This window comes from Nocardia sp. NPDC057227 (assembly GCF_042669725.1).
GTDB classification, from domain to species: domain Bacteria; phylum Actinomycetota; class Actinomycetes; order Mycobacteriales; family Mycobacteriaceae; genus Nocardia; species Nocardia asteroides_A.
This window is the reverse complement of the sequence record NZ_JBHUXA010000010.1, coordinates 179111-193884: the sequence shown is the minus strand read 5'-3', so window position 1 is coordinate 193884 and position 14774 is coordinate 179111. Positions and strand designations below refer to the sequence as shown.

Below are 14774 nucleotides of genomic sequence, written 5' to 3'. Positions count from 1 at the left end.
CGGCCCGTCAGTCCTGCGTGCCCGCGGTGGTGGCGAAGAGCGCCCGCATGTCGGGGACGAACGGCTGGTGCGCCAGCAGCCCGCCGTCCACCCGGATCGTCTCCCCGTTGATCCCGCGCGACTCGTCCGAGGCGAGGAACAGGTACACCTGCGCCAGCTCGGCCGGCCCGTTCAGGTCGGGCGACGGGGTGTGCCGCCGGTAGATGTCGGTGATGGCGGGCGGCAGGTTCTGCGCCGGGGGCGTGCGGGTGGTGCCGGGGCAGATGGCGTTGCAGCGCACCCCCTCCGGGCCGTACTGGGTGGCGGTGTAGGCGGTGAGCGCGAGCAGCGCCGCCTTGGTGCAGCCGTAGCCGGTGAGGCTGGTGTCGCCGGCGAAGGCGTGCGTGGAGGAGGTGTTGACGATCGACCCGCCGCCCGAACGCAGATGCGGCAGCGCGTGTTTCGTGGTGAGCAGGGCGCTGCGCAGGTTCACCGCCATGACGTCGTCCCACACCTCGATCGGCATGGTCGCGACCTCGCTGTCGCCGCCGGGGAAGACGCCGGCGACGTTCATCAGCAGGTGCAGCCCGCCGAAGGTGGCGACGGTGGTCTCGACCAGGGCGGCGATCTGCTCCTCGGAGCGCAGATCGGTCTCGACCGCGAGCGCCACCCCGGGCCCGTGCTCGGCCTCCAGCTGCTTCGCCAGCGCCTGCGCGCCGTCGATATCGATATCCGCGAGGACCACGCGCGCGCCATCGGCGGCGAAGGCGGCGGCCGTGGCGCCGCCGATATTGAGCCCGCCGGGGTCGACGAGGGTGGCGCCGGTGACGATGGCGGTGCGGCCGGTGAGTCTAGCCATGACGGGGTCCTTCGGTGGTGTGGAAATCGGTGAGGTCGGGGTGGGCGGTGCGGGCGAAGTAGTCCGGGACGGCCCAGGGGGAGTTGGTGACGACGCGGCCGGAGCTGTTGCGGTAGTAGTTCCGCACCCCGTCCTGCGCGTAGACCATGGCGGCATTGGCGGCGTCGAGCTCGGCGTTGTACCGCTCGTAGACCTCCGGCCGCACCTCGACGGCCGCGAGGTCGTCGCGCACCATGCGGGTGAGCAGCTCGACCACGTAGCGCACCTGCGCCTCGGCGGTCACCAGGTAGCTGCCGCCGGGCGGGTTGGTGTTCGGGCCGTAGAGGAAGAACAGGTTCGGGAAGTGCGGTGCGGTGATGCCCAGGTAGGCGCGGCCGTCGTCGTCGCCCCAGGATTCGCGCAGCTCGAGCCCGTCGCGCCCGCGCAGCCGCAGCGGATGCAGGAAGCGCTGCTGCTGGAAGCCGGTGCAGAGCACGAGGGTGTCGATCTCGTGCGTCTCGCCGGACGGGGTGACCAGGGCCCGCTCGGTCAGGTGGTCGATGCCGTCGGTGACCAGGTCGACGTGCGGGCGGCGCAGGGTGGCGAACCAGCCGTTGTCCAGCAGCAGCCGCTTGCCGAAGGGCGGGTGCCCCGGCGTGGCCTTGGCGACGAGATCGGCCCGGTCGCCGAGCTGGGTCTCCAGGTAGCGGGTGAAGAAGCCGCGGAAGGCGTCGTTGAGCGAGCTGACCTGCTTGCCCTTCGCCGCCGCCTTCGGGTCGACGCGCAGCGCGGCGTAGGTGCGCTCGGTGTAGAGCCAGTACAGCCGGAACCGGAACCAGGCCCGGTAGAACGGCACCTGCCGGAACAGCTGGTGCCGCGCCTCCGGCTGCGGCAGGAAGTAGTGCTCGTTCGGCGCGATCCAGTGCGGTTCGCGCTGCAGCACCACCAGCCGCTCGGCCTCGTCGGCGACGGCGCAGACCAGCTGCATGGCACTGGCCCCCGCCCCGACCACCGCGACCCGCTTGCCCGCGACCTCGGTCCCCTCCGGCCAGCGCGCGGAGTGCACCACCTCGCCGGTGAAGTCGGCGAGGCCGGGGAAGTCGGGGATGTTCGGGGTGCTGTGCAGCCCGGCGGCGGTGATGAGCGCGGTGCAGCGGATGGTCTCGGTGGCGGTGGTGACGATCCACTCGTTCGCGGCGGCGTCCCACTCGGCGTGCTCGACGGCGACCCCGCACTCCAGGTGCGGCGCCAGCTCGAAGTGGTCGATCAGGTCGTCGATGTAGCCGACGATCTCGTCCCGCCTGGCGAAGTTCTCGCTCCAGTCCCGAGGGAAGAACGAGTACGAGTACAGATTGCTCGGGATATCGACGCGCGCACCGGGATACCGGTTCTCGAACCAGGTTCCGCCGGGCCGGTCGTTGCGCTCCAGCACCCGGAACGGGATGCCCGCCCGTTTCAGGTGCACTGCGGCGGCGAGCCCGGAGAACCCGGCGCCGACCACCACCACCGAGAACCCGGGCCGCAGCCGAGCGGCGACGTCCTCCGGCACGTACGGGGTGAAGCCGAGCTGCTCGGCCGCGAGCGGCGCGTAGGTCTCCGGGATCGGCTCACCCATGACCGTGCTCATGAGCTCGACCAGCTCGGCCGGGCCCGGCTCCGGATGCGCGGCCGGTGTGCCCGCGGACCACGCGGTCACCGCCTCGGCCGCGGCCGCCCGCACCTCGGCGGCGCGCTCGGCGGGCAGCCCGCCGTCGTCCAGGTCCTCGAAGCCGACGGTGCGGGCCACCCGGTACGGCTCGGCGAGCCAGCGCCGGTCCCCGGTGAGCTGGAACACCACGCCGAGCAGGCACGGGACGTTCGCCGACTCGAGCGCGCGGCGCAGCGCGCCGGGGTCGACGGCGGGGGCTGGGTCGAGCAGGCTGCTCACGAGATCTCCTTGCCGATGGCGACGACCGTGCGCACGGCGTCGAGGCGTTCGGTGGGGTCGGTGGCCATCGGGGTGACGTTCACCAGGGACACGCCTGCCGCGCGCAGCGCGTGCAACCGTGCGCGCAGGTGCGCGGGGTCGCCGATGAGGGTGGTGGCGCGGACCAGGTCGTCCGGCACCGCCGCGACCGCCTCCCGCGTGCGCCCGGCCAGGAAGTGGTCCTGCACCTCGGCGGCCGCATCGGCGAAGCCGTAGGCGGCGACGAGCCGGTTGTAGAAGTTCTGCTCGCGCGAGCCCATCCCGCCGATGTAGAGCGCCAGCTGCGGCTTGGCGGCGTTCAGCAGCGGTGCCGGATCGCCCTCGGTGATTGCGAGCGGCGCGCGGGCGATGATCTCCAGCGGCGGCAGCGTCTCCGCGCGCTTCGCCTTGCCGGCAGCCAGCGCCGCACCCCAGACCTGCTCGGCGCGCTCGGGATGGAAGAAGATCGGCTCCCAGCCCTCGGCCAGTTCGGCGGTGAGCTCGACCATGCGCGGGCCGAGCGCCGCGACCGAGATCGGAATACCGGCGCGCACCGGATGATTGATGAGCTTGAGCGGTTTACCGAGCCCGGTGCCGCGCTCCGGGTCCAGCGGGATCCGGTAGTTCCTGCCCTGGTGGCGCAGCGTCTCCCGCCGCCACACCGCCCGGCAGGTGTCGATGGTCTCCCTGGTCTTGCCGAGCACCCCGTCGAAGGGCAGCCCGTGGAACCCCTCCACCACCTGCGGCCCGGAGGAGCCGAGCCCGAGCCGGGCCCGCCCCGCCGCCACGTAGTCCAGCCCGGCCGCGGTCATGGCGATCAGGGTCGGGGTGCGGGTGTCGAGCGGCAGCACGCCGGTGGCGATCTCGATCGTCTCGGTGCGGGCCGCGAGGTAGGCGAGCTGGGTGACCGCGTCGAAGGTGTAGGCCTCGCCGACGGTGACCGAGGCCAGCCCCGCCCGCTCCCAGGCGGCCACCTCGTCGGCGACCGCGGCCATCGGCCGCCCGAACTCCAGTACTGTCCCGATGCGCATGGCGCGCTCCTTCTGCCTGCTCACAGCCCGAGGCCGCGGCCGACGATCTCTTTCATGATTTCGGTGGTCCCGCCGTAGATCCGGGTGACCCTGGCATCGGCGTAGGCCCGCGCGACCGGCTCCTCGGCCATGTAGCCGTAGCCGCCGTGCAGCTGGACGCAGCGGTCGGCCGCGCGGCCCTGCAGTTCGGTGCACCACCACTTGGCCTTCGCCGCGTCCACGGCGGTGAGCTCGCCCGCGTTGTGCGCGCGCACGCAGGTGTCGACGAAGCACTGGGCCAGGTCGAGTTCGGTGGCGAGCTCGGCGAGCGCGAAGCGGGTGGCCTGGAAACTGCCGATCGGGGTGCCGAAGGCGGTGCGTTCGCGCACGTAGCGCAGGGTCAGCTCGAGCACCGCGCGGGTGCAGGCGGTGGCGTGCACAGCGATCGCGAGCCGCTCCTGCGGCAGGTTCCGCTGCAGCAGCTCGAACCCGGCCCCCTCGGCGCCGAGCCGGTTCGGTTCGGGCACGAAGACGTCGTCGAAGACGAGTTCGGCGGTGTCCTGGGCGTGCTGGCCGAGCTTGTCCAGATTGCGGCCGCGTTCGAAACCGGGCATGTCGCGCTCGACGACCAGCAGGGAGAGGCCGTCGTGCCTGCCGCCGCCGGTGCGGACGACGGTGACCACCAGGTCGGCATTGATCCCGTTGGAGATGAATGTCTTCCGCCCGTTCACCCGGTACCCGGGCACCCCGTCGACGGTGTCGCGCACCGCGGTGGTGGCGATCCCGGCGAGATCCGAGCCGGTGCCCGGCTCGGTCATGGCCACCGCGGCGATCAGCTGCCCGGTGGCGGCGCCGGGCAGCCAGCGGAGTTTCTGCTCGTCGTCGGTGAGCGTCTCCAGGTAGGGGAGCACCAGGTCGTTGTGCGCGCCGAGCCCGGTGCCCGCGCCGCCCAGGTGCGCGGCCGCGATCTCCTCGGCGATCACCACGTTGAAGCGGAAATCCTCGGCACCACCGCCGCCGTACTTCTCCGGGCTCTGCATGCCGGTGAAGCCGAGTTCGCCCGCGCGGGCGAACATCTCGCGCGGCACGATGCCCGCCGCTGCCCACTCGGCGAGGTGCGGCACGAACTCGGCCGCCAGGAAGGCGCGGAAGGAGGCACGGAAGGCCTCGTGGTCCGCGTCGAAGAGGTCACGTCGCATGGTCGTCCCGGCATCGGAGGGAGTGCGCACCCGCGCACGATTGAGTTAACGCTAACTTTGGCTATATCGGATGTCAACGATGCGCTTGAGCGCGCTAGTCAGCGAAAAACTCCGAGAAAGCCCTTCAAATGTTAATCATGACTATGTTACCGTCGTCACACGGCAGAGCGCGGGGGTGCCGTTACCGAAGAGATCTGAGAGGAAGTCCGATGGCGCGTACCGACCCGCTGGCCCGGGTGGAGAAGATGTATGTCGACGGGTTCCCCGACGCGACCGATGCCTCGATCGAGGACCTGCGGGCGAGCTACGACGCTCTGCTGCTGCAGTTCCCGGTGCCGGAGAGCGCGACGGTCACCGAGGGCGAGATCGCCGGGGTGCCGACCGTGACCGTGACCGCCGCGGGCGCGGCGACCGACCGGGTGCTGGTCTGGTTCCACGGCGGCGGCTATGTACTCGGCAGCGCGAAGGCGTTCGCCGAGATGGCGCACGGGCTCTCCCGTGCCGCCGGGGTCACCGTGATCCTGCCGGATTACCGGCGGGCCCCCGAGCACAAGTACCCCGCCGCGGTCGACGACGCGGTGCTGGTGGCGACCGCCGTCCTCGAGCAGTACGACGCGGTGGCGTTCGGCGGCGACTCCGCCGGTGGCGGGCTGGCCGTGGCCACCCTGGTGTCGCTGCGCGACCGCGGCGCCCCGCTGCCCGCCGCGGCGGTGCTCATCTCCCCGCTGCTCGACTTCTCCCGCAGCGGCGAGAGCATCCACGCCAACGCGGCCACCGATATCGCGGTCTCGAACGCCTCGATCACCGATCTCGGCGCCGCCTACCTGCAGGGTCAGGACGAGCGCACCCCGCTCGCCTCCCCGCTCTTCGCCGAGCACCACGACCTGCCGCCGATCCTGGCGCTGGTCGGCTCGGCCGAAGTCCTGCTCGACGACTCGCGCCGGCTCACCGAGAAGGTGAACGCCGCGGGCGGCACCGCCGAGCTCTCCGTCTACGACGACATGTGCCACGTCTGGACGCTGTTCGCCTCGATCCTCCCCGAGGGCGCGCAGGCGCTCGACGAGGCGGGCGCCTTCCTCGAGAAGCACATCCAGGCCTGAAATCCCGTTTTCTGTAAGGAGTCACCCCCATGAAGGTCACCTACCAGATGTTCTTCACCGGCAAGTCGCCCGAGCTGAGCGATGCCGAGTTCTACCGCCGCGAGATGGCGCTCGCGGAGCTGGCCGAGCCGCTCGGGTTCGAGGGGATCTGGTGCGTCGAGCACCACTTCGACGGCCCGTACTCCATGTGTCCCGACAACTTCGCGGTGCTCTCCTACCTGGCCGCCAAGACCGAGCGGATCACGCTCACCACCGGCGGCGCGATCCTGCCGTGGAACGACCCGCTGCGGGTCGCGGAGAAGGTCGCGCTGCTGGACAACCTCTCCGGGGGCCGGGTGCAGCTCGGCGTCGGGCGCGGGCTGTCGAAGATCGAGTACGACACCTTCGGCATCGACATGGGCGAGGCCCGCGGCCGCATGGAGGAGAGCCTGGACATGATCCTGGCCGCCCTGAAGTCCGGCACCATGGAGCACAGCGGCGAGTTCTACACCCAGAAGGCGGCGCCGATCCGCCCCGGGCCGGTCAAGGCCATCGCCAATCGCGACGTGGTGAGCATCGCCATGTCGCCGGAGTCGCGGGCCACCGCCGCCCAGCGCGGCACCGCCATCGCCTCCTTCGCCCAGTTCCCGATCGAGGTGCACGCCGCCGACTTCGCCGCCTACCGCGAGGAGTACCGCAAGCACCACGACGGCGAGCCGCCGCGCGTCGTGCTGTCGGACTCGGTGTACTGCTCGGAGGACCCCGTCGAGTGCGAGGCCACGTCCAAGCGGGCCATCTACACCCACTTCGCGCTGACCACCGCGCACTACGGGCTGGACAAGGCGGGGCACTTCGACAACATCAGCGGGTACCAGAACTACGCCGCCATGGCTGACGGCATCGTCGCCGCTGGCAAGGAAGCGGCGGCCGAGGGGTACTGGGCAGCGCAGCTCAGCGGCACCCCCGAGCAGCTGGTGCAGCGGATCGCCGAGCGGTACGAGGCGTTCGGCGACTACGACCAGAACTGCGGCTTCTCCTGCGGCGGGCTGGATCACGGCAAGGCCGAGGCCAGCATGCGGCTCTTCGCCGAGAAGGTGATCCCGGAGCTGAGCAGGCTCGGGATTCCGGTGCGCGTGCCGGCCGCCGTCTGATGTCGGCCGACCTGGGCGGTGCGTTCCGGGACGCGATGGCGGCGGTCTGCACGCCCGTGGCGGTGGTGACGGCGATGGACGGTGCTCGCCCGCACGGGACCACGGTCAGCGCCTTCGCCTCGCTCTCCGCGAGCCCGCCCTCCTTGCTCGTCAGTCTCGATCGCGGGTCGGATCTGCTCGCGGTGATCACGGTGAGCGGGGAGTTCGGGGTGAACATTCTCGGGCACGGGCAGTCGGAGCTGGCCGGGAGGTTCGCTCGCAAGGGGGCGGAGAAGTTCGCCGGGGTGTCGTGGTCGGGGGCGGATGGGGTGCCGCGCTTGGACGGGGCGCCCGGGTGGTTCGCCTGCCGGGTGGTGCAGACGGTCGTCGCCGCGGATCACGTGCTGGTGGTGGGGGAGGTGTACGCGGTCGACACCGCGTCCGCCGCACCGCTGACCTACCACGAGCGGGTGTTCGGAACGCATCACGTACCCGCGTGATCCGAGGGGATGGCCGGTCGCTCAGGCGGCCGGCCATCCCCTCGGTGGTGTCCCTTTGTCCTTCGTGCCCGCTCGGGACAGGAATTCATCGACCTCGCGCGGATTGCGCAGTCGGTGGACGTCGGCTGTCCCGGCGTGCTCGGCGATGGCGGCAAGGACGATCGGAAGGCTTCGCCTGCGGTAGCCGAGCAGCCAGCGCCAGAACGCGAGATTTTCGCGGGAGCGGCGAGCGGCGCGCCAGGCGCAGAGCCGGAGTGGGAAGTCCAGGACGACGACGGTGTCGGCGGCGGCCAGCCGCACCGGGAGGACGTCGTAGGGGCCGAGATCGCCGTCGAGGATCCAGCGGTCGGCGGCGATGAGCTGTTGCTGGACGGCTGCCCATCGGTCCTCGGAGATCGGGGTGAGATCGGCGGGCCAGAAGTGCCTGTCGAGTTCGACGACCGGCAGACCGGTGGTGGTGCCGAGGCGGGCGGCGAGGGTGGATTTCCCCGCCCCGCCGCGCCCGAGTATCACGACCCTGTTCATGGTGGAAGTGTCGCGCGTCGTTCGTTCGAAGGACAGCGCGAAACGCTCGGCGGAGGACGGCGAGAGCCGGGAAAGAGATTCGTTCCCGGCTCTCGTGCGGTTCGGGTCAGAGCCGCCCGCCCGCATCCACGATGTGCTGGGTTCCGGTGACGTACCGCCCCGACTCGCCGACGAGGTAGAGCACGGCGTTGGTGATGTCCGCGGACTCCAGCGCCGCCACCGGCAACTTGTTCAACGTCCGCGCCGCCTCCTCGAAGTCGGCCCGGGTCGGCGCCGCCAGATCCGGGCGGAACAGCCGGTAGGTGGCGTCGTTGAGGATCATGTCGGTGGCGACCGTGGTCGGGTGCACGGTGTTCACCCGGATGCTCCGCGGCGCCAGCTCCTTGGCGAGCACCCGCATGAGCCCGACCAGCCCGCTCTTGGCGGCGCTGTAGTGCGCCATGTTCTCGTTGGTCGCCTGCGCGGCGAGCGAACTCACCAGCACCACCGACCCGCCGCGCCCACCGGCCACGATGTGCGGCACCGCGGCACGGACCGTGCGCCACTGCCCGGTGAGGTTGATGTCGATCATGGTCGTCCACATCTCGTCCGACATCTCCAGCGTGGGCGCCATGCTGGAGATCCCGGCATTGGCGATCACGATGTCGAGCCTGCCGAGCTCGGCCACGCCGGCGTCGGCGGCCTGCCGCAGCGCGTCGAGATCGCGAATGTCGGCCTCGGTGGCGAGGATTCGGCGGCCGGTGGCCTCGACGAGGCGGACGGTCTCGGCGAGGTCGTCGGGGGTGGCGGTGGGGTAGACGACGGTGTCGATGGGCCGGCAGATGTCGATGGCGATGATGTCGGCGCCCTGTTCGGCGAGGCGGAGCGCGTGGTTGCGGCCCTGGCCGCGGGCGGCTCCGGTGATCAGGGCGACCTGCCCGGTGAGTGAGCTCATGTCGGTTCCTTCGAGAGCGCGCGGTGGACGTCGGGGTAGCGCATGAGGTGCGCTCCGCCGTTGAGGTCGAGGGTTTCGCCGGTGAGCCAGGCGGCGCGGCGCAGGTAGAGCGCGGCGTCGGCGATCTCCTCCGGGGTGCCGGTGCGGCCGAGCGGGGTGTTGGCGAGGTAGTCGGCCTCGAGGCCGGGGAGTTGGAGCGAGGCGGCGGTGAGGGGGGTGTGCACCAGGCCGGGGGCGATGGCGTTCACGCGGATGCCGCGCGGGGCGAGTTCGAGCGCGGCGACCTGGACGAGCATGCCGAGCCCGGCCTTGGCCGAGCAGTAGGCGCCCATGCCGATGCCGGGCTGGCGGGCGTTCAGCGAGGAGAGGACGGCGATGGAGCCGCCGTCGGCGAGGCGGGGCGCGGCGTGTTTGACGGTGAGGAACGCGCCGGTCAGGCAGACGTCGAGCACGCGGCGCCACTTGTGCGCGGGCAGTTCGGTGAGCAGCCCGAGGACGCTGATGCCCGCGGTGTTCACGACGAAGTCGACGGGGCCGGGAACGGCGGCGAAGAGCGCGCCGACCGAGTCCTCGTCGGTGACGTCCACCGCCGCGGCATCGACCCCGAGTTCGGTGGCGAGCGCCTGCGCGTCGGCGATATTGCGGTCGGCGACGGTCACCGGCGCGCCGTCCGCGACGAGCGCGCGCACGATGGCCGCCCCGATCCCGGACGCGCCGCCGATCACGACGGCGCGTCCGGGAGTGTCGCTCGCGGTCACGCGCCCGCTCCGGTGCCCGCGGTCTCCGACCCGGCGATCAGCGCGTGGCCGCGCAGGGTGACGGTGCCGTCGGCGAGTGTCGCGGTGAGCGCGAGGCGCGTGAGTTCCGTTCCGTTCGCGTCGGTCTCGGTGCCCGTCCGCTCGGCGGTGATCACCGGTTCGGCGAGCACCGGGGTGATCGCGGTGAACCGGGTGGCGAGCTCCACCAGCCTGCTCTGCGGGAACGCGTCGGTGAGCGCGCGGCCCAGGTAGGCCATGGAGAGCATGCCGTGCGCGAAGACGTCGTCCACGCCGGATTCGCGGGCGGCGTCGATATCGATGTGGATGGGGTTGTGGTCCCCGGAGGCGCCGGCGAAGAGCGCCAGCGTGGTCCGGGTGATCGGCCCGGCCTTCAGCGAAGGTACGTCGGTCATGCGGGGTTCCCTCCGTTCCGGATGACGGTGACGCTTTCGAGTTCGGCGACCGGGTCGCCGTCCCTGGTCACCTCGGTGCGCCGGACCAGGAAGTCCAGCGCGCCCCCCGCCTTCGAGTAGGCGGCGATGTAGCGGCTGGTGAAGCGCAGCACGTCACCGGCGTGCACGGTGGCGCGGTAGCGGAAGGTCTGCTCGCCGTGCAGCACCCGGCCCAGCTCGACGCCGTGCCTGGCGAGGTCGCCGAAGACGTCGGAGTTCTCCAGCTCCAGGCCGAACAGGAAGGTGGGCGGGGCCGGTACGTCCGGGTGCCCGGCCGCGCGGGCGGCGTCGCGATCCCGGTAGACGGGGTCGGTCTCGCCGATGGCGACGGCGAACTGCCGCAGCCTGCCGCGCTCCACGGTCAGCTCCAGCGGCTCCGGAACCACCTCGAGAATTCCCTGATCCAGGCTCATGCCGTCACCTTCTCGTAGAGCGAGACGACGCAGGCCCCGCCGAGGCCGAGGTTGTGCTGCAACGCGATTCGCGCGCCGTCGACCTGCCGGTCACCGGCGCTGCCGCGCAGCTGCCAGACCAGCTCGGCGCACTGCGCCAACCCGGTCGCGCCGAGCGGGTGGCCCTTGGAGAGCAGCCCGCCGGAGGGGTTGGTCACCACCCGGCCGCCGTAGGTGTTGTCGCCGTCGAGCACGAACTTCTCCGCCGTGCCCTCCGGGGTGAGCCCGAGCGCCTCGTAGGTGATGAGCTCGTTGGTGCTGAAGCAGTCGTGCAGCTCCACCACGGGGATGTCGAGCGGGTCGACCCCGGCCTCGGCGTAGACCTCGGCGGCGGCGCGCTTGGTCATGTCGTAGCCGACCACGGTCATCATGTCGGTGCCCTCGAAGGTGCCTGCACCGTCGGTGACCAGCGACTGCGCCCGCAGCCGGATGCTGGCGTCCAGCCCGCGCGCCTTCGCGAAGCGCTCGCTGCACACGATCGCCGCGGCCGCGCCGTTGGTGGGCGGGCAGCACATGAGCCGGGTGAGCGGGCCCCAGATCCGCGGGGCGGACATCACCTGCTCCAGGTCGATCGGGTCGCGGAACACCGCGAGCGGATTGCGCCCGGCGTGCGCGCGCGCCTTCACCGACACCCGCCCGAACACCTCGGGGCCGACGTCGTAGCGCTCCATGTAGGTGACGCCCGCGCCGCCGAACAGCTTCGCGGCCATGGGCGCGGGCACCTCCCCGCCCGGACGGGCCTGCGCGATCTCCTCGCCGCGCGCGGTCGGGCTCGGCCGGTCGTCGAAGGCGTTCACCAGCGCGCCCGGCCGCATCTGCTCGAAGCCGAGCGCCAGCACGCAGTCCGCGGCGCCCGAGGCGACCGCCTGCCTGGCCAGCCACAGCGCCGAGGAGCCGGTGGAGCAGTTGTTGTTCACGTTCACGATCGGGATGCCGGTCAGCCCGACGTCGTAGAGCGCGTTCTGCCCGGACGTCGAATCGCCGTACACGTAACCGGCGTACGCCTGCTGGACGTCGGTGTAGCTCACCCCGGCATCGGCCAGCGCGGCCGCGACGGCGCCCGCCGCCATCCGCTCGTAGGTCTCGCTCTTGCCCGGTTTGGCGAACGGCACCATGCCGACGCCGCTGATGCACACGGTGCTCATGCGCTCTCCCATCATTGGATCGAATTCGAAATTAACATTACGTCGGACCAACTGCAATGACATGCACATTGACGACCTCAAGCACTGTAGTTAGTATTCACATTCGTGACTCGGGTCACGAACCGGCAGGAGAGGAGACGTCAGGTGAACGCACAGAGGCTGCAGGGCAGGGTCGCGCTGGTTTCGGGGTCGGGCCGCGGCATCGGCCGCGCGGTCGCCGAGAAGCTCGCCTCCGAGGGCGCCAAGGTGGTCGTCAACGACCTGGATCCGGAGCCGGCCAAGGAGGCGGTGGCCGCGATCGAGGCGGCGGGCGGTCAGGCGGTGGCCTGCGTCGGCAGCGTCACCGACCCGGAGTTCGCCGACCGCTTCGTCGCCACCGCGGTCGACCAGTTCGGCGGGCTCGACATCATCGTCAACAACGCCGGCTACACCTGGGACAACGTCGTCCAGAAGATGACCGACCAGCAGTGGGACGACATCATCGACGTGCACCTGACCGCGCCCTTCCGGATCCTGCGCGCGGCGCAGCCGGTGATCAGTGCGACGGTCAAGCGCGAGCGCGCCGATGGGCTCGCGGTGCCCTGCCGCAAGGTCGTGAACATCTCCTCGACCTCGGGGCTGCAGGGCAACGCCGGGCAGGCGAACTACTCCTCGGCCAAGGCCGGGCTGGTCGGGCTGACCAAGGCGATCGCCAAGGAGTGGGGCCGCTACAACGTCACCGTGAACGCGGTGGCCTACGGCGTGATCAACACCCGGCTCACCTCGGTGACCACCGAGGAGAAGACCATCAAGGTCGCCGACCGGGACATCCGGGTCGGGGTGAACCCGGCGGTGATGGAGGCCGCGACCAAGCAGATCGCGCTGGGCCGGGCCGGCTCCGCCGAGGAGGCCGCGGGCGCGGTGTACCTGCTGTGCAGCCCGGAGTCGAGCTACATCACCGGCGAGATCCTGGTCTGCGGGGGCGGGCTGTGACGCTCGCGGCCGACCGCGAGTACGAGGAGGTCCGGCTGGAGGTCGCGGACGGGGTCGCGGTGCTGACCCTGGACGCCCCGGCCCGGCGCAATGCCATGCGGGTCCAGATGCTCGTCGACGTCTGGCACGCACTCGACCGCGCCGACCGCGACCCGGCGGTGCGCGCGGTGATCCTCACCGGCGCGGGCCCGGCCTTCTCGGTCGGCGCCGAGCTCGACGGCCCGGACACCCTGGTCCGGGCACTGAACGCCGACGTCGACGGCCACACCCCGACCGGCTACCGCGAGCCCGCCGGCCGGATCACCGAGCGCATGTTCAGCATGCAGAAGCCGGTGATCGCCGCGGTGAACGGCGACGCGGTGGGCGGCGGCGCCTCGCTGATCGCCGCCGCCGACGTCCGGATCGCCAGTGACACCGCGCGGTTCGGGTTCGTCTTCACCCGGCGCGGGGTGGTGCCGGAGGGCGGGTCGTCCTGGTTCCTGCCCCGGCTGGTCGGCATCGGCCGGGCCACCGACTGGATCCTCTCCGGACGGGTCTTCGACGCCGCCGAGGGGTACGCGGCCGGCTACCTGACCCGGATCGTGCCCGCCGCCGACGTGCTCACCGCCGCGCACGAGTACGCGGCCGTCTTCGCCCAGGACACCTCGCCGACCTCGGTGGCGCTGGCCAAGCGGCTGCTGGCGGCGAGCTGGTCCACCCCGCTGCCCGGGCTCGCCGCCGCCGAGGAATCGCGCACCTACGCCTCCCGGGTCGACTCACCGGACGCCCGCGAGGGCATCAACTCCTTCCTGGAGCGCCGCCGCGCCGTCTTCCCGCCGCTCGACCCGAGCCCCGCCCAGCGGTTCTAGACCGCACCCGAGACGAAGAAGGGCCCATGAGTTTCACGAACTGCCAGTACGGCGCCGACGCCGAGCAGACCCACGACTTCACCGGTATCGAGAACTACAACGAGAGCGTCTACGTCAACTTCCTCGACCCGGTCTCCCAGCTCGGCGGGCTGCTCCGGATCGGCAACCGGCCCACGCTCGGCTACTCCGAGGCGTCGGTGCAGCTCACCCTGCCCGGCGGCGCCGTCGCCTTCCGGGCGGGCCGCGAGCCGAGCGACACCAACGACGGCTTCGCCTCCGCCGGGCTGGAGATCGTGGTCAAGGAGCCGACCCGTACGGTGCAGCTGAGCTACCGGAACACGGTGGCCCGCCTCCCGATCCCGGCGCTGCTCGCCGACCGCGGCAGGCAGGCACTGAAGAACGCGCCGGCGGAGGAGTGCGAGATCGCGCTGACCTTCACCGCGGGCACCCCGCTCTTCGTCACCACCGACGACGACGGCGACTGCACGCCGGGCTCGTCCACCATCGCCAGCGACCACTACGAGCAGTTCGGCCACGTCAGCGGCGCGATCCGGGTCGGTGGGCGCACCTGGACGCTGGAGCACGCGACCGCCTTCCGCGACCACTCCTGGGGCCCCCGCGAATGGGCCTCCTACACCGGCGAGTGGCTCGCCGCCTGGCTGGCCGACGGCACCGCCATCACCGCCTACGGCGAGTTCGAGCCCTCCGGCGTGCGGGCATCCGGTGGGGCCGTGATCACCCCGGACGGCAGCTTCCACCCGATCCTCGACTACACCGTGCACACCGACTACGCCGGTGAGCCCACCTACGCGGGCCGCCACGTCGCGCTGGTGCGGGCCGAGGGGCTGCCGCTGCTCGTTCTCGACGGCAGCATCAGGCACTTCGTCCCGGTCACCCAGCGCACCGGCGACCGCGCGCTGCGCATGGGCCAGATGACCGTCGACTTCGCGGGCGGACTCGGCGGCTGGGGCATCGCCGAGTTCCTGCGCCCGATCCGGGGCTGAGCGC

The 14774-nt window shown here is 71.6% G+C and carries 16 protein-coding genes; 6 read left to right on the top strand and 10 right to left on the bottom strand.

Annotation, left to right across the window (positions count from 1 at the left end):
• Positions 1-7 precede the first annotated feature (7 nt).
• The 4 genes from ACFUJ1_RS16685 to ACFUJ1_RS16670 are packed head-to-tail and all read right to left on the bottom strand — an operon-like array spanning position 8 to position 5001.
• Positions 8-838, bottom strand: a complete 831-nt coding sequence (locus ACFUJ1_RS16685; protein ID WP_378646434.1) for an SDR family NAD(P)-dependent oxidoreductase — start codon at positions 836-838, stop codon at positions 8-10.
• Entirely contained in the window at positions 831-2744 is a 1914-nt protein-coding gene (locus tag ACFUJ1_RS16680; RefSeq protein ID WP_378646432.1) for a flavin-containing monooxygenase, read from the bottom strand. The genes ACFUJ1_RS16685 and ACFUJ1_RS16680 overlap by 8 nt, the downstream gene beginning before the upstream one ends.
• Positions 2741-3793: an LLM class F420-dependent oxidoreductase gene (locus ACFUJ1_RS16675; protein WP_378646430.1), complete on the bottom strand. Its 1053-nt coding sequence runs from the start codon at positions 3791-3793 to the stop codon at positions 2741-2743. The genes ACFUJ1_RS16680 and ACFUJ1_RS16675 overlap by 4 nt, the downstream gene beginning before the upstream one ends.
• Before the next feature lie 20 nt (positions 3794-3813).
• Complete coding sequence (locus tag ACFUJ1_RS16670) at positions 3814-5001, bottom strand: acyl-CoA dehydrogenase family protein (protein WP_378646428.1); 1188 nt, start codon at positions 4999-5001, stop codon at positions 3814-3816.
• A gap of 179 nt (positions 5002-5180) precedes the next feature.
• Between ACFUJ1_RS16670 and ACFUJ1_RS16665 the strand changes: the two genes are divergently transcribed.
• Genes ACFUJ1_RS16665 through ACFUJ1_RS16655 form a run of 3 tightly spaced genes read left to right on the top strand, consistent with a single transcriptional unit; the run spans position 5181 to position 7680 of the window.
• Positions 5181-6071, top strand: coding sequence for an alpha/beta hydrolase (locus ACFUJ1_RS16665; protein ID WP_378646426.1), 891 nt, complete (start codon positions 5181-5183; stop codon positions 6069-6071).
• A 29-nt stretch (positions 6072-6100) separates the two neighbouring features.
• Positions 6101-7201, top strand: coding sequence for an LLM class flavin-dependent oxidoreductase (locus ACFUJ1_RS16660; RefSeq protein WP_378646424.1), 1101 nt, complete (start codon positions 6101-6103; stop codon positions 7199-7201).
• Positions 7201-7680, top strand: coding sequence for a flavin reductase family protein (locus ACFUJ1_RS16655; RefSeq protein WP_378646422.1), 480 nt, complete (start codon positions 7201-7203; stop codon positions 7678-7680). Before ACFUJ1_RS16660 ends, ACFUJ1_RS16655 begins: the two co-directional genes overlap by 1 nt.
• 21 nt (positions 7681-7701) lie before the next feature.
• On the opposite strand, the gene ACFUJ1_RS16650 is transcribed toward ACFUJ1_RS16655, so the two are convergent.
• The 6 genes from ACFUJ1_RS16650 to ACFUJ1_RS16625 all read right to left on the bottom strand — a co-directional run bounded on the left by ACFUJ1_RS16650 (position 7702) and on the right by ACFUJ1_RS16625 (position 11946).
• Complete coding sequence (locus ACFUJ1_RS16650; RefSeq protein ID WP_378646420.1) at positions 7702-8205, bottom strand: adenylate kinase; 504 nt, start codon at positions 8203-8205, stop codon at positions 7702-7704.
• A gap of 106 nt (positions 8206-8311) precedes the next feature.
• Positions 8312-9139, bottom strand: a complete 828-nt coding sequence (locus ACFUJ1_RS16645; protein ID WP_378646418.1) for a mycofactocin-coupled SDR family oxidoreductase — start codon at positions 9137-9139, stop codon at positions 8312-8314.
• A complete protein-coding gene (locus tag ACFUJ1_RS16640; protein ID WP_378646416.1) occupies positions 9136-9897 on the bottom strand; it encodes an SDR family NAD(P)-dependent oxidoreductase in 762 nt (253 codons plus the stop codon). The genes ACFUJ1_RS16645 and ACFUJ1_RS16640 overlap by 4 nt, the downstream gene beginning before the upstream one ends.
• Positions 9894-10310 carry a MaoC/PaaZ C-terminal domain-containing protein gene (locus ACFUJ1_RS16635; RefSeq protein ID WP_378646414.1) on the bottom strand — a complete coding sequence of 139 codons (417 nt, stop codon included), beginning with the start codon at positions 10308-10310 and terminating at the stop codon, positions 9894-9896. Before ACFUJ1_RS16635 ends, ACFUJ1_RS16640 begins: the two co-directional genes overlap by 4 nt.
• The gene (locus ACFUJ1_RS16630; RefSeq protein ID WP_378646412.1) at positions 10307-10762 is read right to left on the bottom strand and encodes a MaoC family dehydratase N-terminal domain-containing protein; all 456 of its coding nucleotides are present in this window, start codon (positions 10760-10762) and stop codon (positions 10307-10309) included. The genes ACFUJ1_RS16635 and ACFUJ1_RS16630 overlap by 4 nt, the downstream gene beginning before the upstream one ends.
• Entirely contained in the window at positions 10759-11946 is a 1188-nt protein-coding gene (locus ACFUJ1_RS16625; RefSeq protein WP_378646410.1) for a lipid-transfer protein, read from the bottom strand. Before ACFUJ1_RS16625 ends, ACFUJ1_RS16630 begins: the two co-directional genes overlap by 4 nt.
• 144 nt (positions 11947-12090) lie before the next feature.
• On the opposite strand from ACFUJ1_RS16625, the gene ACFUJ1_RS16620 reads away from it, so the two are divergent.
• From ACFUJ1_RS16620 to ACFUJ1_RS16610, 3 genes are read left to right on the top strand one after another with little or no spacing between them, the layout of a single operon-like run.
• The gene (locus ACFUJ1_RS16620) at positions 12091-12918 is read left to right on the top strand and encodes an SDR family NAD(P)-dependent oxidoreductase (protein ID WP_378646408.1); all 828 of its coding nucleotides are present in this window, start codon (positions 12091-12093) and stop codon (positions 12916-12918) included.
• A complete protein-coding gene (locus tag ACFUJ1_RS16615; RefSeq protein WP_378646406.1) occupies positions 12915-13766 on the top strand; it encodes an enoyl-CoA hydratase-related protein in 852 nt (283 codons plus the stop codon). Before ACFUJ1_RS16620 ends, ACFUJ1_RS16615 begins: the two co-directional genes overlap by 4 nt.
• Before the next feature lie 26 nt (positions 13767-13792).
• Complete coding sequence (locus ACFUJ1_RS16610) at positions 13793-14770, top strand: hypothetical protein (RefSeq protein ID WP_378646404.1); 978 nt, start codon at positions 13793-13795, stop codon at positions 14768-14770.
• The last annotated feature ends 4 nt before the right edge of the window (positions 14771-14774 follow it).